22 protein-coding genes are annotated in these 19130 nt (G+C 67.6%); 10 read left to right on the forward strand and 12 right to left on the reverse strand.

Going from position 1 to position 19130, the window contains the following annotated elements; genetic code table 11:
* Positions 1 to 296: 296 nt before the first annotated feature.
* Positions 297 to 743, reverse strand: a complete 447-nt coding sequence (locus QYL93_RS13750; RefSeq protein ID WP_305744153.1) for a hypothetical protein — start codon at positions 741 to 743, stop codon at positions 297 to 299.
* 272 nt (positions 744 to 1015) lie between these two features.
* Between QYL93_RS13750 and QYL93_RS13755 the strand changes: the two genes are divergently transcribed.
* Entirely contained in the window at positions 1016 to 1477 is a 462-nt protein-coding gene (locus QYL93_RS13755; RefSeq protein WP_305744154.1) for a hypothetical protein, read from the forward strand.
* 63 nt (positions 1478 to 1540) lie between these two features.
* Here the strand turns inward: QYL93_RS13755 and QYL93_RS13760 are convergent, their stop codons facing one another.
* The 8 genes from QYL93_RS13760 to QYL93_RS13795 form a co-directional block, all read right to left on the reverse strand.
* On the reverse strand, positions 1541 to 2338 hold the full coding sequence (locus tag QYL93_RS13760) for an amino acid ABC transporter ATP-binding protein (RefSeq protein WP_305744155.1): 798 nt from the start codon (positions 2336 to 2338) through the stop codon (positions 1541 to 1543).
* Positions 2322 to 2975 (reverse strand): amino acid ABC transporter permease, encoded by a 654-nt coding sequence (locus tag QYL93_RS13765; RefSeq protein ID WP_179682645.1) that lies wholly within the window; start codon positions 2973 to 2975, stop codon positions 2322 to 2324. Before QYL93_RS13765 ends, QYL93_RS13760 begins: the two co-directional genes overlap by 17 nt.
* A 272-nt stretch (positions 2976 to 3247) precedes the next feature.
* A complete protein-coding gene (locus tag QYL93_RS13770; protein WP_305744156.1) occupies positions 3248 to 3922 on the reverse strand; it encodes an amino acid ABC transporter permease in 675 nt (224 codons plus the stop codon).
* An 84-nt stretch (positions 3923 to 4006) separates the two neighbouring features.
* Positions 4007 to 4816, reverse strand: coding sequence for a transporter substrate-binding domain-containing protein (locus QYL93_RS13775; RefSeq protein ID WP_305744157.1), 810 nt, complete (start codon positions 4814 to 4816; stop codon positions 4007 to 4009).
* Positions 4813 to 5604: a GntR family transcriptional regulator gene (locus QYL93_RS13780; protein ID WP_305744158.1), complete on the reverse strand. Its 792-nt coding sequence runs from the start codon at positions 5602 to 5604 to the stop codon at positions 4813 to 4815. The genes QYL93_RS13775 and QYL93_RS13780 overlap by 4 nt, the downstream gene beginning before the upstream one ends.
* A 103-nt stretch (positions 5605 to 5707) precedes the next feature.
* Positions 5708 to 7216 (reverse strand): carboxylesterase/lipase family protein, encoded by a 1509-nt coding sequence (locus QYL93_RS13785; RefSeq protein WP_305744159.1) that lies wholly within the window; start codon positions 7214 to 7216, stop codon positions 5708 to 5710.
* Complete coding sequence (locus tag QYL93_RS13790) at positions 7213 to 8214, reverse strand: tripartite tricarboxylate transporter substrate binding protein (RefSeq protein WP_305744160.1); 1002 nt, start codon at positions 8212 to 8214, stop codon at positions 7213 to 7215. The genes QYL93_RS13785 and QYL93_RS13790 overlap by 4 nt, the downstream gene beginning before the upstream one ends.
* Positions 8211 to 8936, reverse strand: coding sequence for a TetR/AcrR family transcriptional regulator (locus QYL93_RS13795; RefSeq protein ID WP_305744161.1), 726 nt, complete (start codon positions 8934 to 8936; stop codon positions 8211 to 8213). Before QYL93_RS13795 ends, QYL93_RS13790 begins: the two co-directional genes overlap by 4 nt.
* Positions 8937 to 9112: 176 nt before the next feature.
* On the opposite strand from QYL93_RS13795, the gene QYL93_RS13800 reads away from it, so the two are divergent.
* From QYL93_RS13800 to QYL93_RS13810, 3 genes are all read left to right on the forward strand, one after another.
* On the forward strand, positions 9113 to 10537 hold the full coding sequence (locus QYL93_RS13800) for an FAD-binding oxidoreductase (RefSeq protein ID WP_305744162.1): 1425 nt from the start codon (positions 9113 to 9115) through the stop codon (positions 10535 to 10537).
* A gap of 134 nt (positions 10538 to 10671) precedes the next feature.
* Positions 10672 to 11421, forward strand: coding sequence for a hypothetical protein (locus tag QYL93_RS13805; protein ID WP_305744163.1), 750 nt, complete (start codon positions 10672 to 10674; stop codon positions 11419 to 11421).
* 32 nt (positions 11422 to 11453) lie between these two features.
* Positions 11454 to 12194 carry a metallophosphoesterase gene (locus tag QYL93_RS13810; RefSeq protein WP_305744164.1) on the forward strand — a complete coding sequence of 247 codons (741 nt, stop codon included), beginning with the start codon at positions 11454 to 11456 and terminating at the stop codon, positions 12192 to 12194.
* Positions 12195 to 12207: 13 nt separating this feature from the next.
* Here QYL93_RS13810 and QYL93_RS13815 read toward each other — a convergent pair whose 3' ends face one another.
* Entirely contained in the window at positions 12208 to 12552 is a 345-nt protein-coding gene (locus QYL93_RS13815) for an antibiotic biosynthesis monooxygenase (RefSeq protein ID WP_305744165.1), read from the reverse strand.
* Entirely contained in the window at positions 12549 to 12893 is a 345-nt protein-coding gene (locus QYL93_RS13820; RefSeq protein WP_305744166.1) for an NIPSNAP family protein, read from the reverse strand. The genes QYL93_RS13815 and QYL93_RS13820 overlap by 4 nt, the downstream gene beginning before the upstream one ends.
* A 127-nt stretch (positions 12894 to 13020) precedes the next feature.
* Between QYL93_RS13820 and QYL93_RS13825 the strand changes: the two genes are divergently transcribed.
* Positions 13021 to 13344 (forward strand): YnfA family protein, encoded by a 324-nt coding sequence (locus tag QYL93_RS13825; protein WP_179682654.1) that lies wholly within the window; start codon positions 13021 to 13023, stop codon positions 13342 to 13344.
* A gap of 4 nt (positions 13345 to 13348) precedes the next feature.
* Here the strand turns inward: QYL93_RS13825 and QYL93_RS13830 are convergent, their stop codons facing one another.
* Positions 13349 to 14194 carry a FadR/GntR family transcriptional regulator gene (locus QYL93_RS13830; RefSeq protein ID WP_305744167.1) on the reverse strand — a complete coding sequence of 282 codons (846 nt, stop codon included), beginning with the start codon at positions 14192 to 14194 and terminating at the stop codon, positions 13349 to 13351.
* Positions 14195 to 14454: 260 nt separating this feature from the next.
* Here QYL93_RS13830 and QYL93_RS13835 point away from each other — a divergent pair, with 260 nt between their 5' ends.
* From QYL93_RS13835 to QYL93_RS13855, 5 genes are all read left to right on the forward strand, one after another.
* Positions 14455 to 15660 carry an ABC transporter substrate-binding protein gene (locus QYL93_RS13835; RefSeq protein ID WP_305744168.1) on the forward strand — a complete coding sequence of 402 codons (1206 nt, stop codon included), beginning with the start codon at positions 14455 to 14457 and terminating at the stop codon, positions 15658 to 15660.
* Positions 15661 to 15760: 100 nt separating this feature from the next.
* Positions 15761 to 16621, forward strand: coding sequence for a branched-chain amino acid ABC transporter permease (locus QYL93_RS13840; RefSeq protein WP_057266805.1), 861 nt, complete (start codon positions 15761 to 15763; stop codon positions 16619 to 16621).
* 8 nt (positions 16622 to 16629) lie between these two features.
* Positions 16630 to 17628 (forward strand): branched-chain amino acid ABC transporter permease, encoded by a 999-nt coding sequence (locus tag QYL93_RS13845; protein ID WP_305744169.1) that lies wholly within the window; start codon positions 16630 to 16632, stop codon positions 17626 to 17628.
* A complete protein-coding gene (locus QYL93_RS13850) occupies positions 17625 to 18410 on the forward strand; it encodes an ABC transporter ATP-binding protein (protein WP_305744170.1) in 786 nt (261 codons plus the stop codon). Before QYL93_RS13845 ends, QYL93_RS13850 begins: the two co-directional genes overlap by 4 nt.
* Positions 18407 to 19111 (forward strand): ABC transporter ATP-binding protein, encoded by a 705-nt coding sequence (locus QYL93_RS13855; RefSeq protein ID WP_305744171.1) that lies wholly within the window; start codon positions 18407 to 18409, stop codon positions 19109 to 19111. The genes QYL93_RS13850 and QYL93_RS13855 overlap by 4 nt, the downstream gene beginning before the upstream one ends.
* The last annotated feature ends 19 nt before the right edge of the window (positions 19112 to 19130 follow it).

Raw genomic sequence — 19130 nt, forward strand, 5'->3', positions numbered from 1 at the left:
CAACGCTGTTTCGTTGAATGGGGATTGCCATCGCAGGTGCAGGACACCCTTCTCGACAGCCATGCGCCGCATTGTCATTCATCGCCGCACATTGGCGCCTGAACCATGGGAAAAGGCAGAAGCGGAAACGGCAAATGCAGTGCATGCCCACCATGCCCCTGAAAGGCAGGTGTCACGTCACTGCATGGAGAAAGAAGGTGCGGGTAGTACGCCACCCGCTGGACGGGGCCGGTGAGCGGCACCCGCGCCAGGGCGAATGCCAGCCGCACCGGATTCATCTGCCGCGATGGCGGCGATCACTGGACCGTGGCGCGGCGGTTGGCAGCGTCGATCTCGGCGGTGGAGACCAGGCCGTTCTTGGCGCTGGACTGCATGCCGGACCATGCGTCAGCATGGTAGCGATCCCACTCGGCGCGCGAGACCATGCCGTCGCCGTTGGCGTCCATAAGGCGGGCGTTGGTCTTCTTCTCAGCGTTGGCTGCTGCCTTGCCGCCGGCAGCGGTAGCATCGATTTCAGGGGCGGGAGCACCCTTGCCCATGCCAGCAGCGGGGTTCGCCACGGCGGCCGACGAGTTGGCCTTCTTGTTGTCGACCTTGTTCTGTGCAGAGGTGGCGGCTGCGCCACCCGATGCGGACGGGCTCACTTCGGCAGGGGTCTTGCCCACGCCGGCGGGGGCCTGTGCCAGCGCGGCACTGCAGGCGAGAACGGCCAGGGAAGCGATGAGGGTGTGCTTGGTAGTCATTGGAGAGTCCTTGTCAGAAGAAGAGCGTTGAGTGCTCTGGGTCCATTGTTCAAGCACACCGTGATCGGGCCTGTAGGACTTGCGCAGGAACTGGCGTGGGACTTCAAGCGCCCGCGCGGCGCCAGGTCGCAGCGCATTCGGCCGGGCGTCCTACACCAAGAGTTACACCGGGCAGGCAAATGTAGGCCCAGGCAACAGCAGGCAAAATGGCTGGCTGCTCACAGCCATCTGCGGTGCAATGGCGGCCTGTTCAACTTCGGAGCTCAGCACCCATGAAGACCCCAACGACCGTGAACACCCCATCGCGCAAAGCGGCCCATCCCTTCGATGCCAGCAGCGCCCTGCTGTTTGCCGTGCTCTCCATCGGCGCTTTCACTGCGGCGTCCACCGCCCATGCGCAAAGCGCGACCAACAACCCACCGCTGACCGCGCCTGCCAACGGCACCCGGCCTGCGGCACCGAGCCTGGGTGTGACCCCGCCCATCCCGCACAGCGCCACGACCCCATCGCCCGCCCTGGCACCCCAGCTCGGCGGCACGACCAACCCCACCCAACAGGTGCAGAACTCGCAGGCCGGCGTTGCCTTCTCGCGTGCAGACGCCAACCGTGATGGCCAGCTGAGCCCGCAGGAGGCCGTGATGCTGCCGGCCATCAGCCAGAAGTTCGAGGCCCTGGACCGCAACAAGGACAAGTTCCTGTCGCTCGAAGAGTTCGCACTGGCCGCCAAGTCCTGATCGACCCCACCTCCCCTTTCATCCCACAAGCATGCTGCGGCGTGCTTCTTTTTTGCCCGCCAATCAGTCGTGCAGCGACGAGAGAAACTGCTGCAGCTCGGGTGTCTTCGGACTGCCGAAGAGTTCGGCAGGCGTGCCAGTCTCGTGCACGCGGCCCTGGTGCATGAAGATCACGCGGTCGCCCACCTTGCGCGCGAACGCCATCTCGTGCGTGACCATCATCAGCGTCATGCCTTCGAGCGCCAGCGACTCCACCACGCGCAGCACTTCGCCCACCAGTTCCGGGTCCAGCGCCGAGGTGATCTCGTCGCACAGCAGCACCTGCGGCTCCATGGCCAGGGCGCGGGCAATCGCCACGCGCTGCTGCTGGCCGCCCGAGAGCTGGTCGGGCATGGCGTCGAACTTCTCGGCCAGACCCACGCGGGTGAGCAGCTGGCGCGCCTGCTCGGCGGCGGCCTTGGCGTCTCGCGCCTTGACCAGGGTGGGCGCCAGCATGATGTTGCGGCCCACGGAGAGGTGCGGAAACAGGTTGAAGTTCTGGAAGATCATGCCCACCTGCTGGCGCAGCGCGCGCATGGCGGTGGGGCTTTCGTGCATGAGCTTCTGGCCGTTGACGCTGAGCGCACCTTCCTGGAACACCTCCAGCCCATTGATGCAGCGCAGCAGCGTGCTCTTGCCCGAGCCGCTCTTGCCGATGATGGCGATCACCTCGCCGCGCTGCACCTTCAGATCGATGCCCTTGAGCACCTCGTTCGTGCCGTAGGACTTGCGCAGCGCCGTGATGTCCACGATGGGGCGGCCAGGCAGCACATCGGCAGGGGCTGCGGTGGCAGGGGTGGTGGTGTCAGTGCCGGTTGCCATGGAGTTTCCTTTCGAGGGACTGCGCCACCAGGCTCACCGGGAAGCACAGCGCAAAGTACATGAGGGCCACGCAGGCGTAGACCAGGAAGGGCTTGTAGGTGGCGTTGGAGATCATGCTGCCGGCCTTTGTCAGTTCGACGAAGCCGATCACCGAGGCCAGCGCCGTGCCCTTGATCACCTGCACCAGAAAGCCCACCGTGGGCGGCACGGCGATGCGCAGTGCCTGCGGCAGCACCACGTGGCGCAGCTGTTCGCGGAAGTTGAGCGCCAGGCTTTGCGCGGCCTCCCACTGCCCCTTGGGAATGGACTCCACGCAGCCGCGCCAGATCTCGGTGAGGTAGGCGCTGGTGTAGAGCGTGAGCGCAAAGGCCGCCGCCGTCCACGGCGAGGTCTTGATGCCGAACAGCGCGATGCCGAAGTAGGCCAGGAACAGCTGCATCAACAGCGGCGTGCCCTGGAAGACCTGCACATAGGCGCTGATGGCGCGCTGCGCACCGCGCAGCTTGGACAGGCGCAGCACCAGCAGCGCCATGCCGACGAGGCCGCCACCAATGAAGGCGATCAGCGAGAGGCTCACCGTCCAGCGCGCGGCGCCGAGCAGGTTGCGCAGGATGTCCCAAAGGGAAAATTCGACCATGATAGAACGTGTTTACCGCTTATCCGAGACCGCGTTGGAGCGCAATCGGGATGAGTGGATGTTTCGGATGCGCCGCATGGGCTTGCGCCCATGCAAGCAGTCGGGGCGTCCAATCGCCCGATTTCGCTCCAACCCTTCGGGCAAGTGCCTTGCCTGGCGGTCTGCGGCGTTGCGGCGCTTGTTGATAGCCGGGCTATCAACTGCGCACCGCGCCTTGCACACCATCCCGGCAAGGTACTTGCGCGGCCTCGGATAAGCGGTAAACACGTTCTTCACCTCCCGACCAGGAAACGCGCGCCCACCCACACCAGCAGGCGCCGGGTGAGCATGGACAGCGCCAGGTACACGATGGTGGCCACGATGAAGGCCTCGAACGCGCGGAAGGTGTTGCTGGAGATCAGATTGGCCGCGTAGCTCAGCTCTGGTGTGGAGATCTGCCCGCACACGGCCGAGCCCAGCATGACGATGATGATCTGGCTCACCATCGAGGGCCACACCTTCTGCAGTGCGGGCGGCAGTACCACCCGGCGGAAGGTCTGGCCGGGCGTGAGGGCCAGGCTGGCGGCGGCCTCGACCTGGCCGCGCGGCGTGGCCTCGATGCCGGCGCGGATGATCTCGGACGAGTAGGCCCCGAGGTTGATCACCATGGCCAGCACCGACGCCAATTCGGGCGAGAGCTTGAGCCCCAGCGCCGGCAGCCCGAAGAACAGGAAGAACAGCTGCACGATGAACGGCGTGTTGCGCACCAGCTCCACGTACGCGGCCACCACCCAGCGCAGCGCCGCCGGGCGCGGGCCCAGGTTGCGCGAGCGCGCCCAGGCGCAGGCAGTGCCCAGCAGCAGGCCCAGCACCGTGCCCACCACGGTGAGCCCTATCGTCCAGGCCACGCCGCGCAGCAGCATGGGCCACTGCGAGAACACGGCAGAGAAATCCAGTTGGATGAGCATGGTGCGGTTGCCCCGCAGCGCTCGTCACGCGGCGGGCCTGTGCAAGGTGGGGGGAGTGCGCGCGGGCTCAGGCAGCGGGCGGGCTTACTGAGGCAGGTCGCCGGCGGGGCGGCCCAGCCACTTGCTCGACAGCTTGTCGATGTCGCCGGACTTCCTGGCCTCGGCAATGATCTCGTTCACGCGCAGGCGCAGCTTGTCCTCGCCCTTGGCCACGCCGATGAAGTTCGGGCTGTCCTTGAGCAGCAGCTTGTACTCGGTGGCCAGGTTCGGGTTCTTGACCATGATGGTGCCGGCCGTCGATGCGCTGGTGGCAATCGCCTGCGTCTGGCCCGATACGAAGGCCGAGATGCTGGCGGCGTGGTCTTCGAAGCGCTTGACGTCCACGCCGGCGGGCGCGACCTTGGCCAGCTCCTGGTCTTCCATGGCGCCGCGCGTCACGGCCACCGACTTGCCGGACAGGTCGGCAAAGCTCTTGATCGACAGGCTCTTGCTCGCAAACACGGCCTGGAAGAACGGCGCGTAGGCGGCGGTGAAGTCGATCACCTTCTCGCGCTCAGGGTTCTTGCCCAGGGTGGAGATGACGAGGTCGGCCTTCTGCGTCTGCAGGTAGGGGATGCGGTTGGCGCTGGTTACGGGGATCAGCTCGACCTTCACGCCCATTTTGGCGGCAATGTAGTTGGCCATTTCCACATCCAGGCCCTGGGGCTTGAGGTCGGTGCCGACGAAGCCGTAGGGTGGGTAGTCGGTGGGGATGGCGATCTTGATTTCCTTGGCCTTCTGGATGTTGTCCAGCGCGTTCTGCGCATGCGCGGCGGGCGCCAGCAGCGCGGCCGACAGGCCGGCAGCGGCCAGCAGGCCCAGGGTGGAACGGCGGGTGGTGGCACGGGTGGTCATAGCAAGGCTCCTAGGTAGGTGGATGCGTCATCGGACGGTGGGGGAACAGATTTCTTGGCGGCCGCCTTGCGCGGAGCGCGGCCCTTGGCAGGCGCTGCCGCCTCAGGCGCGGCAGCGCTCTTGCGCACAGGCGCCAGCGCGTCGCGTAGCTCGGCCAGCGGGTCGTGGCTGGCCTGCAGGCGCAGCGCGTCCTGCACGGTGCCTATGTGTTCGGACATGAGGGCCTCTGCGCGGGCGATGTCGCCGGCCTCCAGCGCCTCGACGATGCGCACGTGGTCGGCGCACGACTGCGCCGCGTCGTGCGAGGACTGGTAGAGCATGGCGATCAGCGTGGTGCGCGCCGTGAAGTCGCGCAGCGTATCGGCCAGCAGGCTGTTGCCCAGGCACTCGGCCAGGCAGACATGGAAGTCGCCCAAGAGGAAGCTGCGCGCACCCACGTCGCTGCCGGCCAGAGCCGCCTTCTCGCGCTGCAGATGGCTCTTGAGCTGGCGCAGCGCCGCCTTGTCCACCGACTTGAGCTGGTGCAGCAGGCCGAGTTCGATCACGCGGCGCGCCTCGAAGGCCTCGCGCGCCTCGTCCTCGGAAGGTTCGATCACGTACCAGCCGCGGCGCGCGCTCACGGTGACGATGCCGCGCGTGGACAGCCGCGTGAGCGCCTCGCGCACGATGGTGCGGCTGCAGTCGAACAGCATGGCCAGCTGCTGCTCGCCCAGGCGCGAGCCCGGGGCCAGCTTCTGGGCCATCACGGCTTCGATGATGCGGTTGCTGATGTCGGTGGCAGAGGTCATTGCACCTCCTTACGCAGCTTCCGTGCCAACTGGTATACAAGCGCAATGCACCAGCTTGGCGCACCACCGGAGTGTCCGAGGCGTGGCCTGCCCCGTCGGAGTGCTAGAGAATGCCGTCCCAGACGCACCAGTGAGCGGCTGCCGGATCTGGCACGCACCGGGATGGCACATTGAAGTGCATGGCCCATGGCGCCGCTTGCGCATGGACCGGCCATCCCGGGTCGCCACTGGTTGCAAAGCGCACCCAGGCACCGTGCATGGCGTCCGACAGTGCCTGGGGTGCACAAACGCCCGTGAATTCCAGCCCCTGCGCGGAGTGCAGGTTGCCAAACACGAAGGGCAGCTCCAAAGCATGGGCCGCGCCCAGCCGCCCACGCCACTGGGGCGATCTCCAGTCGAATTGGTACAGATACGCCTTCACGCCCAGGGCGCCGGCCATGGAGGCGATGCGGCGCGCGGGAACGCGATAGTAATAATCCGACTGCACAGCGCACAGCAGCTCGCCCGGGGTTGTGGCGCCCTGCCCTGCAGCCGCCGCATAGGCCTGCAGCCCATTGGACGGCAAGCCCACGGCATCGGCAAAGGACTGCAGCTGCGCGCCCGTCACGCGGTCCACTGCGCCACCGGGCACGTGGTACAGGCGCATCTCATCGGCATTGCTGCCCACCATTACCTGCAGGCTGGGCAGTGCACCTGCCCAAGCATGCCGCATGGCCTGCAAAGGCGGCGCAGGCAGCACCGTGCCATCCACCACGGGCCGCAGCGGAAAGAAGTTGCGCCCGTCGATGCCATGGTGCAGCCGCAGGGCCGGCTCCGCAGCCAGGCGGTGCACGGCGTGCAGCACCGCAGGCAGCGGCGCAGCCGCCAACGCATCGCGGGTGGGCGCCACCCCCACCAGCGCTGCGATGGCCATGCGTACCGCAGCCGCGTCGGCCAGATCCTGGCAGGCGATGCTCGGGCTTTGCAGGATGGCGCGCTGGAACAGCCCCTGCGCCACCGACATGCCCAGCAGGCAGGCCAGGGCACCGGCACCTGCGGACTGGCCGAACACCGTCACCCGTGCCGGGTCACCGCCAACGGCATGGATGTGGTCCTGCACCCATTTCAGGGCAGCCACCTGGTCGAGCAGGCCGCGGTTGGCTGTCGCGTCCTGCACATGCAGAAAACCATCCACCCCCAGGCGGTATTGCAGCGACACGAACACGATGCCCTGGCGCGCAAATGCTGCACCGTCGTACAAAGGATCGCTGGCGCTGCCGCGAAAGAACCCGCCGCCATGCACCCACACCATCACCGGCAGGTGCTCGCCGGCCCCTGTCTCAGGCGCCCAGATATTCAGTGCCAGGCAGTCTTCCCCGCCCTGCACTGGCGCACCGGCCAAGGCGGCCCGGGCCAACTGCGGCGCCATGGGCGCAAAGGCCACGGCATCGCGCACGCCGCTCCAGGCCGGCACGGCCACAGGCGGCAGAAAGCGGCGCGCTCCGTACGGCGCCAGTGCATAGCGCACCCCCCGGAACACGCGCAGACCGGATTCCCAGACCCCGCGCAAGCGGCCACCGTGCGCCAACACGGCCTCGGGCGCCGCGGGCCGGATCGGTGCGTGCAGCGTCATTCCGTGGCCAGGCCCAGCTTGTCGATCAGAGGGCGCCACACGGCAGCATCGCGGGCAGCCCAGGCGCGCGCATCGCCGGGGGTGGATCCCGTGAGTGTCACGTTCATGGTCTCCAGGCGGGACTTGTACTGGGCATCGCTGCGGCATTTGTCCGTCACCGCATTGAGCTTGTTGAGCAAGTCCGGCGGTGTCCCTGCCCGGGCCACCACCGCAATCCACGAGGGCCGCGCCAGGTCGCCGGCGGCGGGCAGGGCTTCGGCGATGGTGGGCACGTCAGGTAGCTGCGGTGAGCGCTGGGCGGCAAACAGGGCCAGCGGCACCAGCTTGCCGGCCTTGACCTGCGCGGTGGCCGTGCCGATCACCAGGGTCATCGCATGGATCTGCTGGCCCATCAGCGCCGTGAGGCCAGCACCCTCGCCGACAAAGGGGACATGGGTGGCTGGCACACCCATGCGGTCCATGAGGGCGGTGGTGAGCAGGTGCGCAGGGCTGCCCTTGCCCGGTGAGCCGAAGTTGAGCCCGCCCGGAGTGGCACGCGCCAGCTTCTCCAGGTCGGCCAGGCGGGTGATACCCTGCCCCGCCGGCACGGCGAGCACGAGCGGCGAGGTGCCCAGGACGGAAACGCCATCAAAGTCGCGCAAAGGGTCGTAGGGCTGCTGCCTGTACACATACGGCGTGATGGACATCTGCGACATGCCAATACTCATCAGGCTATAGCCATCGGCTGGCTGGGCCTTGAGGTAGTTGACCGCCAGGATGCCATTGGCCCCAGGCTTGTTCTGCACCACCACGGCCTGGCCCAGCTCGCGGGCGGCGCAGTCAGCCCATACGCGGGTCATGGCGTCCGAGCCACTGCCGGGAGGCTGTTGGGCAATGATCTGGATGGGTTTGGAGGGGTAGGCACCCGGTTGCGCACCGGCAGCCGTGGCCACGGCAAGGCACGCAGCGGCCATCAGCACGCGCGGTGAAGCTGGTGAATGCAGATACTGCACAGTCATGGTTTGTCTCCTGTCGTTGGTGTCTTGGTACGCGCTGTGCGCTGGCGACTGCGGGCCTTGGCACCGCCACCTTTCTCCTGACAGCGGGCGGCAATGAGGCCCGCCAGGCATTCGAGCTGTGCGATGTGGGCAGCCTTGTGTGCAGGGCCATCCACCACAGGGGTAAACAACTGCAGCAGGCCCAGGCCGCGCAGCGTGGAGAACACAAGGCCCAGGAAAGCCTCGCGGTCTGCATGGCCAGTGAGTTCGGGGAACGTGTCGAAGAAGCCTGCGCGCATCTGCGCATTGAGCGTGGCGCGCAGCGCGGCGATGTGGGTCAGCACTTCGGGCTGGTTGCGGCAACCGAGATAGATGTTCCAGGCCACGATGAAGCGCGGCTGGGCATAGACCAGGGTCCATGCGGCATGCACGAATTGCGCAGCGCGCTGCGGCGGCGCTAGCGCGGCGGCTGGCCACAGCTGGCCGTCCTGGCGGCCCGAGTCGATCAGCTCGCTGAGCACCCGCATCATCAGCACGGCCTTGGACTCGAAGTGGTGCTGCACGGCCCCTGAGGTCATGCCGGCCGAGCGGGCCAGCTCGTGGATGGACATCTCCTCGAAGCTCTTGCTCTGGATCACATCGATGGCGGTGGCTATCAGGTGCTGGCGCGTGGCGGCACTGCGCTCGGCATGCGTACGCCGGGGGGTGGCGGCTTGCGGCTCGATGGGCGGGGACTTGCTCATTGCTTGATCACAATATACATTTCGAACGTAATGTAAATGGCCAGGTGCGCAGCGGCATCGGTGCATACCCGGTGCACCCACGCCGCACCCAGGGATCTGCGGCGCGCAGGCACACGCCCCGGACCACGCCGCCCTAAAATGACCAAAGCACCACCGCCCACGCACGGAGACAACCCATGAACGCCCCCACCGCCGCCTCGCACCTGCTGCCCGAGATCCACCTGCGCGAGGTGCCCCAGGCGCTAATCGACGCACTGCAGGCCCGCTTCGGCGCCCGGTGCTCGCTGGCCCAGGCCGTGCGCGAGCAGCACGGGCGCGACGAGGGCTCGCTGCAGGCGCCACCGCCCTCGGCCGTGGTGTTTGCCGAAAGCACGCAGGACGTGGCCGATGCCGTGAAGCTGGCCAGCCAGTACGAGGTGCCGGTGATCCCCTACGGCGCGGGCTCCTCGCTCGAAGGCCACCTGCTGGCCGTGCAGGGCGGCATCAGCATCGACGTGAGCCGCATGAACCAGGTGCTGAGCATCGATGCCGAGGACCTCACGGTGACGGTGCAGCCTGGCATCACGCGCAAGGCGCTGAACGACGCGATCAAGGACACGGGCCTGTTCTTCCCCATCGACCCCGGAGCGGATGCCAGCATCGGCGGTATGAGCGCCACGCGCGCCAGCGGCACCAACGCCGTGCGCTACGGCACCATGCGCGAGAACGTGCTGGCGCTGGAGGTGGTGACCGCCAGCGGCGAGGTCATCCACACCGGCACGCGCGCCAAGAAGAGCAGCGCCGGCTACGACCTCACGCGCCTGATGGTGGGCAGCGAGGGCACGCTGGGCATCATGACCCAGATCACCGTGCGCCTGTACCCCCTGCCCGAAGCCGTGTCGGCCGCGATCTGCTCGTTCCCGAGCATCGAGGCGGCCGTGCGCACCACCATCCAGACCATCCAGCTCGGTGTGCCGATCGCGCGCGTGGAGCTGATCGACCACCACACCGTGCGCATGGTCAACGCGCACAGCAAGCTCGGCCTGCGCGAGGAACCCATGCTGCTCATGGAGTTCCACGGCTCGCCGTCGAGCGTGAAGGAGCAGGCCGAGACCGTGCAGGAGATCGCCAGCGAGTTCGGTGGCAATGCCTTCGAGTGGGCCAGCACGCCCGAGGAACGCACGCGCCTGTGGACCGCCCGGCACAACGCCTACTTCGCTGCCGTGCAGAGCCGCCCGGGCTGCCGCGCCATCAGCACCGATACCTGCGTGCCCATCAGCCGTTTGGCGGACTGCCTGCTCGACTCGGTGGCCGAGGCCGACGCCAGCGGCATCCCCTACTTCCTCGTGGGCCATGTGGGCGACGGCAATTTCCACTTCGGCTACCTGCTGGACCCGAACATCCCCGAGGAGCGCGTGACCGCCGAGGACCTGAACCACAAGCTCGTGGCACGTGCCCTGGCCCTGGGCGGCACCTGCACCGGCGAGCACGGCATAGGCCTGCACAAGATGGGCTTTCTGCTCGACGAGACCGGAGCCGGCGCGGTGGACATGATGCGCGCCATCAAGCGCGCGCTGGACCCGAAGAACATCCTGAACCCGGGCAAGATCTTCGCGCTGTGATGGCGGCCGTGAGGTCGTTGTCCCGAACGCGGCCTGGTTTGCGGGCATAAGTCACACAATCGTGCAGGGCGTGGCTTGCGTTGCGCCCGGGCTACCGTATCGTGGCCGGTCCCCGGCCTCTTGCTTCGCCTGCCATGCACACCACCATCCGCCCCCTGGTCCTTGCCATCGCCCTCGTGGGCAGCCTGGTCTTTGGCGCCCTGTTCGCGGTGTCCCTGGCCCGGCCGACCTGGGTGGAGCACCAGGCCCGGGAGCTGATCCGCCAGCAGATCGAGCGCAAGACCGGCGAGAAGATCGCGGCGCTGGACGCACGCTTTCTCGATGGCAAGGCACGCGCCCTGCTGCAGGACCGTGAGCGCGAAATCGCCGCCGTGCGCGGGGCACTCACCGACGGCCTGCCCGCACGCATCGCAGCCATCGCCGCCGAGATGGGCATACCCGAATGCGAGTGCCGCAAGCGCTACAAGGAGCACATGGCGCTCAAGCTCGGCACCCTGCAGCAGATGCAAGCGCAGCTCTCGGACCTGATCCGCACGCAGTACCTGGAGACCGTTGGCCAGCTGCTGCGCGAGCTGCGCATCTTCAGCGGCGCCAATGCGCTGGCCTTTGCCCTGTTGGGCGTGGCCGCACTGCGCCGCCCCGCCGCCCGTCTGCAGCTGTTGCCCGCTGCGGCTACCTTGCTGCTGGCCACCGCTGCCGCCAGCGCGGTCTACCTGTTCGGGCAGAACTGGCTGCACACCATCGTCTTTGGCGACTATGTGGGCTGGGCGCTGCTGGGCTATATTGCACTGGTCTATGCATGGCTGTGCGACCTGCTGTTCAACCGGGCGCAGGTGAGCGCCCACCTGCTCAGCGGCGTGGGTGGCAGCGTATCGCCGTGCTGACAGCCCAACCTCCCTGCCTGACCTTCCCTTCCATGCGCATCGCCTTCGTCTCCGATATCCACGGCAACCTCGCGGCTCTCGAAGCCGTGGCGGCCGACATTGCCCGCCGCGGTGCCGACCGCGTGGTGAACCTGGGCGACAACCTCTCGGGCCCGCTGCTGCCGCGCGAGACGGCGCAGTGGCTCATGGCGTCGGACTGGCTGTCGCTGGCCGGCAACCACGAGCGCCAGGTGCTGCAACTGCGCCCCGGCCACGGCGGCGCATCGGACCAGTACGCGCATGCACAGCTCACCGAAGCGGAGTTCACCTGGATGCGCAGCCTCACCCACACCCTGCGCCTGGACGAGAATGTGCTGCTGTGCCATGGCTCACCGCGCAGCGACCACGAATACCTGCTCGAAACGCTGGACGGCTCCACGGTGCGCGCCGCCACCCCGACCGAGATCGACGAGCGCCTGGCAGGCCAGTACGCACCGCTGATCGCCAGCGGCCACACGCATGTGCCGCGCCAGGTGCGCCTGGGTGCCGGTGTGCTGCTGCTCAACCCCGGCAGCGTGGGCCTGCAGGCCTATGACGACGAGCACCCCGTGGCCCACAAGGTGGAGAACGGCACGCCTGACGCGCACTACGCCATCGCGGAGTTGACTGGGCAGGGCTGGGCGGTGGAGCACCACCTGGTGCCCTACGACCACGAATCCATGGCCGTGCTGGCCGATCGGAACGGCCGGCCCGGGTGGGCGCACGCCCTGCGCACCGGCCTCATGCCGGTGTGAAGCCAGCCGATTTTCAGCCGTGCACCGCGCGCGAATCGTCGGGCGCCTCTGCCCGGTCGTTCATGCCATAGTCGCGCACCACGGCCGCCACGCGCAGCCGGTAGTCGGCAAACACATGGTCACGCCCGGCCGCCTGGGTGCTGCGGTGCGCCTCCTGCTGGCGCCAGCGGGCCACGGCCTCCTCGTCGCGCCAGAAGGACAGCGAAAGCAGCTTGCCCGGCTCGGCCAGGCTCTCGAAGCGCTCGATGGAGACAAAGCCGTCGATCTGCGCGAGCAGGGGCTTGAGCGCTGCCGCCGCATCCAGGTAGGCGCCGCGCTGGCCGGGCGCGGGCGTCACCTCGAAGATCACGGCCATCATGGCGTGGACTCCTGCGTGTGGGCCGGCAGGCCCAGCGTGCCTTCCACACCCTGGGTGAACGTGCGCTCCTCGCGCAGGATGAAGCGCTTTTCCTGCGCGAAGGCAAAGTTGGCGCGGCCTTCGGCATCGGTGCGCAGGCGCGCCCGGTAGGCCTCGTAGGCGGCCAGCGAGTCGAAGCCGATCAGGCCCCACGCCTCGTAGGTGCTGCCCTCGTGCGGCAGGAAGTAGCCCAGCAGGTGGCCGCCGCAGCGGGGGATGATCTGGCCCCAGCGCTGCGCGTACTCGGCAAAGCTGTCGCGCTGGAAAGGGTCGATCTCGTAGCGGATGAAGCAGGTAATCATGGTGGTGTCGCCTTGGAGAGGGCTTTGTGTTGGGACAGGCTTCACGATAGGCGCTTGACCGCCCCGGATGCTTCGCCCACCATCGAAGCATCGTGACCAAGATCGCCCTGCCGCCCCCGCTCTCCGCATGAAGACCCTGCTGCTGTTCATCGCCACCGCGCTGGCCGAGATCGTGGGCTGCTACCTGCCTTACCTGTGGCTCAAGCAGGGCAAGCCCGTGTGGCTGCTGCTGCCCGCAGCCGCCAGCCTGGCGCTGTTCGCCTGGCTGCTGACCCTGCACGACACCGCGGCCGCCGGCCGGGTGTACGCCGCCTATGGCGGCGTCTACATCGGCGTGGCGCTGGCGTGGCTCTGGGCGGTGGACCAGATCCGACCCACGGCCTGGGACATTGCCGGTGTGGCCGTGGCGCTGTGCGGCATGGCGCTGATCATGTTCCAACCAGCGCGCTGAGCTCCTACTCGCCAGCTTTCGGCTTGGTCGTCTTGGCGGCGGCCTTGGGCCGTACATGGGCCGAGCGCGGGCTGCGCAGGGTGTCGGCGTCCAGGATCAGCCGGCCCTGGATGCGCCCCTTCATGCGCTTGACGCTGCTGGCCGCGTCCTGCATGTGGCGCGCCATCAGCGTGCGCACGGCCTCCACGTCGCGCGCCCGTGCGGCCTGCACGATCTCGCGGTGGAAGTTGGCGTTGACCTCGCCAAAGCGCCGGTGCTCGGCCTTGGGCGTGCGGTTGCCGTAGACGATGAGCTGGCGCAGCATCTCGTTGATCAGCTCGCAGTTGAAGCGCAGGAAGGGGTTCGGGTTGGCTGCGGCCAGGATGTCGTGGAAGTTCACGTCCTCGCGCCGCTGGCTGAGCATGTCCTCGCTGCTCGACGCCGGGTCGCAGCAGGCGATGGAGTGCTCCAGCGCCTCGAAGTCGGCCTCGGTCAGGTGCGGCACGGCGCCTGCGGCCAGCTCGGGCTCCAGGAACTGGCGCACGGCGTAGATGTTGTCGATGGTCACTTCCTGGAAGAACAGGTAGTTCTGCATGAACTGCAGGGTGCGGTCCAGCGGCACCTCGGCGATGGTGCCGCCGCCCGAGGGGCCGGTGGAGATGGTCACCAGCCCTTGCACCTCCAGCGACTTCAATGCCTCGCGGATGGTGCCCTTGCTCACCTCGAACTGCGCCTGCAGCTCGCTCTCGCGCGGCAGGCGGTCGCCCGGGCTCAGGTTCTTCTCGGTGATCAGGCGCTTGATCTCCTGCGCCACCAGGTCGGGGCGCTTGAGGGCTTTGAGCGGCTTCTGTGCGGACGGTTTGCTTGGCATGTATGGGATTGTCGTTGCTCGGACGGATGCACACGCCGGTGCGCGGCAGGGGTGAAGTACCGCCCATGGTGCAGTGTATGCACCGCATGGGGGCGGCGGAAGGGATGCAGGGTTTCCACGCACGGTGTTTATTCTATTTATCACTATAAATAGCAGAAATGAGCGCCAACGACGCTCTGCAGCGATGGCACGCCATGTGCTTTGCACAAGTCGTGCCCCGCTATCGGCCAGCCGGCCTCAACCCCTCCACAGGAGCCCCCATGCACCGTCGCCACCTCTTGCAACTCTCTGCCCTGGGCGCCCTGCCCGCATCGCTGGGCCTGGCCCAGAGCGCCTGGGCGCAGGCCAGCGGTGCCATCCAGTTCGGCTGCCCGGTGCCCATGTCGGGTGCGTTCGCGGCCAACGGCAAGTTCGCGGACCTGGGCATGAAGCTGGCCATCGAGCAGTACGGCACCGTCCTCAAGCGCCCCCTGGCCTACACGGTGCTGGACACCGAAGGCAAGCCCGCCACGGCTGTGCGCAAGGTGCAGGAGTCCTCGCAGCAGCAGGGCACGCGCTTCTTCGCGGGCGGCATCCTGTCGTCCGAATCGCTGGCCATGGGCAAGGAGGCCGAGAAGGCCGGCGGCATCTTCATCACCACCGCCGGTGCCGACGAGATCACGGGCAAGGACTGCAATGCCGCCACCTTCCGCTGGTCGGTGCCTACCTTCGGCGCCATCGAGCAGACGGTGCGCCCCCTGGCCGAGGCCCTGCCCAAGGCCAAGCGCTGGTACACCATCACGCCGCAGTACGTGTTCGGCGACGGACTGCTGTCGGCGGCCAAGAACATCTTCAAGGAAAAGGGCCTGGAGCATGTGGGCAACAGCTACCACTCGCTGACCGAAAAGGAGTTCAGCGGCTATCTGACCAATGCCATGGCCGCCAAGCCCGACGTGCTGGTGCTGCTCAACTTCGGCTCGCAGTCGTCCGACGCCCTGCGCCAGGCCGTGAGCTTCGGCATGCACAAGAACATGACCATCCTGGTGGCCTGGGCCTCGGGGCTGGAACAGTTCGAGTCGCTGGGTGCGGACCTGTGCGAGGGCGTGTACTTCGGCGCGCAGTACTGGCACACGGCCAATGCACCGCTGAACCTCGACCTGGTCAAGCGCAGCAACGACAAGTACAAGTCCAACCCCAACTACAGCCTGGCGGGCTCGTACATCTGCACCAAGCTCATGATCGACGGCATCATCAAGGCCGGCACGGTGGAGCCCAAGGCCGTGATCGCCGCCATGGAAGGCATGAAGTACCAGGGCCTGACGGGTGATGAAGAGATCCGCAAGGGCGACCACCAGGTGCTCAAGAACTACTACCTGCTCAAGGGCAAGGCCAAAGCGAAGATGGCCAACAAGGACGACTACGTGGACGTGGTCAGCTCGGGCAAGTCCTTCCTGCCCCTGGACCAGACCGGCTGCAAGCTCGCCTGACACGGCTTTGCCCGCGCAAACGCGCGCGGGCAAAGCCGCATCGCCTTCCTCCAAGGTCCGCAACTGCGCGCCTTGGGATTTCTCCTTCCATCTCTCGCCCATGAACATCTACCTGCTACAGGCCATCAACGGGATCGGCATCGGCATGCTGTACTTCCTGCTGGCGGTCGGCCTGTCCATCGTGTTCGGCCTGCTGCGCTTCGTGAACTTCGCGCACGGGGCCTTCTACCTGCTGGGCGCCTACTTCTGCTTTCAGATGACGCGCTGGGGCCTGAGCTTCTGGCTCGCCCTGGCCGTGGTGCCCGTGCTCGTGGGTGCGCTGGGCTGGCTCACCGAGAAGCTCGTGCTGCGCCATGTGTATGCAAAGCCGCACGAGTTCCACATCCTCGTCACCGTGGGCCTGGCCCTGGCCATCCAGGAGCTGGTGATCCTGCAGTGGGGCCCGCTGGGCGACAGCGTGCCGGTGCCCGACCTGCTGCAGGGCGTGGTCATGTGGGGCGGCATCGTCTACCCCAAGTACCGGCTGTTCGTGATCGGCTTCACCGCCGTGCTGGCTGTGGGCCTATGGTACGTGCTCGAAGGCACGCGCCTGGGCAGCGCGGTGCGCGCGGGCAGCGAGTCAACCGAGATGGTCTCGCTGCTCGGGATCAACGTGTTTCGCATCTTCAGCCTGGTGTTCGCGCTGGGCGCGGCCACCGCCGCGATTGCCGGCGTGCTGGCCGCCCCGATGCGCGGGGCCGAGCCCTTCATGGGCATCGAGGCGCTGGGCGTGGCCTTCATCGTGGTGGTGGTCGGGGGCATGGGCAGCTTTGCCGGCGCGCTGATCGGCGGCCTGCTGATCGGCATCGTGCAGAGCGTGATGAGCACCGTGTGGCCCGAAGGGGCGCGGCTGATGATCTACATCGCCATGGCTGCCGTGCTGCTGCTGCGCCCGCATGGCCTGCTGGGCCGCAAAGGATGAACCCCACCATGACGACACTTCTGCGCAAGAATTTCCACCTGCTGCTGGCCCTGGCCGTGGTGCTGGTGATGCCACTGACCATGCAATCGGGCTCGCTGGCCAGCGAGGTGCTGATCTATGGCCTGGCCGCCATGGGCTGCAACCTGCTGCTGGGCCACACGGGGCTGCTGTCCTTCGGGCAGGGCATCTTCTTCGGCCTGGGCAGCTACACCATCGCCCTCACGCTCACGCGCTGGCCCCTGCCCATGCCGCTGGCCCTGGCGCTCGCCGTGGTCATGGGCGCGCTGGGCGCGGCCATCGTCGGCTGGGTGGCCATCCGCCAGCGCGGCACCTACTTCGTGATGCTGACCCTGGCCTTCGCGCAGATGTTCTACTTTCTCGCCTACTCCATGCCCGGCATCACGGGCGGCGACAACGGGCTCATGGACATCCCGCGCCCCTCGTTGGCCATGGGCGACTTCACGCTGTGGCCGCTGAATTCGCCCTGGCAGTACTACGGCTTCGTGGCCACGGTGTTCCTGGTGGCCTTCTGGCTGCTGCAGAAGGTGTCGGCCTCGGTCTTCGGGCGCACGCTGCTGGCGGTGCGCGACAACGAGGAGCGCGCGGGCGCCATCGGCTACAACCTGCGCCTGCTCAAGCTGCAGGCCTTCGTGATCTCGGGCGCGGTGACGGGCCTGGCCGGCGCGCTGCACGCCATGATGACCGGCATCGCTCCGCTGGCCAATGCCGAATACCACACCAGCGAGATGATCCTGGTGATGACGGTGATCGGCGGCACGGGCAACCTGCTGGCCTCGCTGCTCGGCTCGGCCTTCTACCTGCTGCTGGGCGACTGGCTGTCCACCCTGTGGCCGCGCTGGCTGCTGATCCTGGGCGTGGTGCTGATGGTGGTGAGCCTGGGCATGCAGCGCGGCCTGTGGGGCCTGGGCGAGTCGGTCTGGAACCTGCTGCGCGGCAAGGGCCGTGGCGGCAAGACAGACGCCACCACGCAAGGAGGCCACGCATGAGCACGGCAGCCACCTCCCCCATCCTGCTCGAAGCCGTGGGCGTGGAAAAGCGCTACGACAAGTTCGCCGCCCTGGCGAGCGTAGACCTCAAGGTGCGCGCGAACACGGTCCATTCGGTCATCGGCCCCAACGGCGCCGGCAAGACCACGCTGTTCCACATGCTTACCGGAACCAAGGCCGTGAGCGGCGGGCGCATCGTGTTCGACGGGCACGACGTGACGCACGAGCCCGACCACCGCCGCGTGCAGCGCGGCATGGCGCGCTCGTTCCAGGTGACCAGCCTGTTCCTGACCCTGCCCGTGCGCGAGAACCTGCGCCTGGCCGCCCAGGGCACCGCACCGCGCCATGCGCTCAACTGCTGGCATGCGCCGCAGGGCGCGCGCTCGCAGGCCGAGGTGGTGGCCAGCGTTCTCGCGCGCCTGGGCCTTGAGCGCCATGCCGACACGCCCGTGGGCAACCTCTCGCACGGCCAGCAGCGCCGGCTGGAGGTGGGCATGGCGCTGGCCGCGCGGCCCAAGGCGATCTTCCTGGACGAGCCCACCTCGGGCATGGGCATCGACGACCTCGACGACATGAAGCGGCTGATCCAGGGCCTCAAGGACGAGCACACCGTGGTACTCATCGAGCACAACATGAACATCGTGATGGACATCTCCGACACCGTGACGGTGATGCAGCAGGGCCGCGTGCTGGCCGAAGGGCATCCGCACGCGATCCGCAGCGACGACCGGGTGCGCAGCGCCTACCTGGGCAACATGATCACGGGGGGCAAGGCGGCATGACGATCCTCGACATCCAGGGCTTGCACGCCCACTACGGCAAGAGCCATGTGCTGCAGGGCGTGGACCTGCGCGTGGGTGACGGTGAGCTGGTCACCCTGCTCGGGCGCAACGGTGCCGGCAAGACCACCACGCTCAAGAGCATCTGCGGCGTGGTGCCGCCCACCCAGGGCCGTGTGCGCTTTGCGGGCGAGGAGGTGCAGGGCATGGCCACGCACGCCATCGCCCAGCGCGGCGTGTGCCTGGTGCCCGAGCACCGCGGCGTTTTCAAGCTGCTCACGGTGGAGGAGAACCTGCTGCTGGGCCAGCGCAAGCGCTCGCCCTGGCAGCTGCCGGACGTCTACCGCATCTTTCCGCGCCTCAAGGAGCGGCGCAGCAATGGTGGCGGCCAGCTCTCGGGCGGCGAGCAGCAGATGCTGGCCATCGGCCGCGCGCTGATGAACGCGCCGCGCCTCTTGATGCTGGACGAACCCGTGGAGGGCCTGGCCCCGGTGATCGTGGAAGAGATCGTGGCGCAGCTCAAGACCATCAAGGCCGCGGGCGTGGCCATTTTGCTGGTAGAGCAGAACCTGGAGGTCTGCACCCAGCTGGCCGACCGGCACTACGTGATCGAACAGGGCGCCATCGTGCATGAGGCGGACAACGCCGCCTTCCTGGCCGACGACGCCATCAAGGACCGCTACCTCGGCGTCGGCCTGGCGTAGCACCCCGCCCCATTTCTCA

It is taken from the genome of Acidovorax sp. A1169 (assembly GCF_030704685.1).
Classification (GTDB): Bacteria; Pseudomonadota; Gammaproteobacteria; order Burkholderiales; family Burkholderiaceae_C; genus Acidovorax.

Bases quoted from the DNA above. Each gene is read 5' to 3' on its own strand.
- QYL93_RS13750 (WP_305744153.1), bottom strand. From the start codon at position 743: ATGACTACCAAGCACACCCTCATCGCTTCCCTGGCCGTTCTCGCCTGC.
- QYL93_RS13755 (WP_305744154.1), top strand. From the start codon at position 1,016: ATGAAGACCCCAACGACCGTGAACACCCCATCGCGCAAAGCGGCCCAT.
- QYL93_RS13760 (WP_305744155.1), bottom strand. From the start codon at position 2,338: ATGGCAACCGGCACTGACACCACCACCCCTGCCACCGCAGCCCCTGCC.
- QYL93_RS13765 (WP_179682645.1), bottom strand. From the start codon at position 2,975: ATGGTCGAATTTTCCCTTTGGGACATCCTGCGCAACCTGCTCGGCGCC.
- QYL93_RS13770 (WP_305744156.1), bottom strand. From the start codon at position 3,922: ATGCTCATCCAACTGGATTTCTCTGCCGTGTTCTCGCAGTGGCCCATG.
- QYL93_RS13775 (WP_305744157.1), bottom strand. From the start codon at position 4,816: ATGACCACCCGTGCCACCACCCGCCGTTCCACCCTGGGCCTGCTGGCC.
- QYL93_RS13780 (WP_305744158.1), bottom strand. From the start codon at position 5,604: ATGACCTCTGCCACCGACATCAGCAACCGCATCATCGAAGCCGTGATG.
- QYL93_RS13785 (WP_305744159.1), bottom strand. From the start codon at position 7,216: ATGACGCTGCACGCACCGATCCGGCCCGCGGCGCCCGAGGCCGTGTTG.
- QYL93_RS13790 (WP_305744160.1), bottom strand. From the start codon at position 8,214: ATGACTGTGCAGTATCTGCATTCACCAGCTTCACCGCGCGTGCTGATG.
- QYL93_RS13795 (WP_305744161.1), bottom strand. From the start codon at position 8,936: ATGAGCAAGTCCCCGCCCATCGAGCCGCAAGCCGCCACCCCCCGGCGT.
- QYL93_RS13800 (WP_305744162.1), top strand. From the start codon at position 9,113: ATGAACGCCCCCACCGCCGCCTCGCACCTGCTGCCCGAGATCCACCTG.
- QYL93_RS13805 (WP_305744163.1), top strand. From the start codon at position 10,672: ATGCACACCACCATCCGCCCCCTGGTCCTTGCCATCGCCCTCGTGGGC.
- QYL93_RS13810 (WP_305744164.1), top strand. From the start codon at position 11,454: ATGCGCATCGCCTTCGTCTCCGATATCCACGGCAACCTCGCGGCTCTC.
- QYL93_RS13815 (WP_305744165.1), bottom strand. From the start codon at position 12,552: ATGATGGCCGTGATCTTCGAGGTGACGCCCGCGCCCGGCCAGCGCGGC.
- QYL93_RS13820 (WP_305744166.1), bottom strand. From the start codon at position 12,893: ATGATTACCTGCTTCATCCGCTACGAGATCGACCCTTTCCAGCGCGAC.
- QYL93_RS13825 (WP_179682654.1), top strand. From the start codon at position 13,021: ATGAAGACCCTGCTGCTGTTCATCGCCACCGCGCTGGCCGAGATCGTG.
- QYL93_RS13830 (WP_305744167.1), bottom strand. From the start codon at position 14,194: ATGCCAAGCAAACCGTCCGCACAGAAGCCGCTCAAAGCCCTCAAGCGC.
- QYL93_RS13835 (WP_305744168.1), top strand. From the start codon at position 14,455: ATGCACCGTCGCCACCTCTTGCAACTCTCTGCCCTGGGCGCCCTGCCC.
- QYL93_RS13840 (WP_057266805.1), top strand. From the start codon at position 15,761: ATGAACATCTACCTGCTACAGGCCATCAACGGGATCGGCATCGGCATG.
- QYL93_RS13845 (WP_305744169.1), top strand. From the start codon at position 16,630: ATGACGACACTTCTGCGCAAGAATTTCCACCTGCTGCTGGCCCTGGCC.
- QYL93_RS13850 (WP_305744170.1), top strand. From the start codon at position 17,625: ATGAGCACGGCAGCCACCTCCCCCATCCTGCTCGAAGCCGTGGGCGTG.
- QYL93_RS13855 (WP_305744171.1), top strand. From the start codon at position 18,407: ATGACGATCCTCGACATCCAGGGCTTGCACGCCCACTACGGCAAGAGC.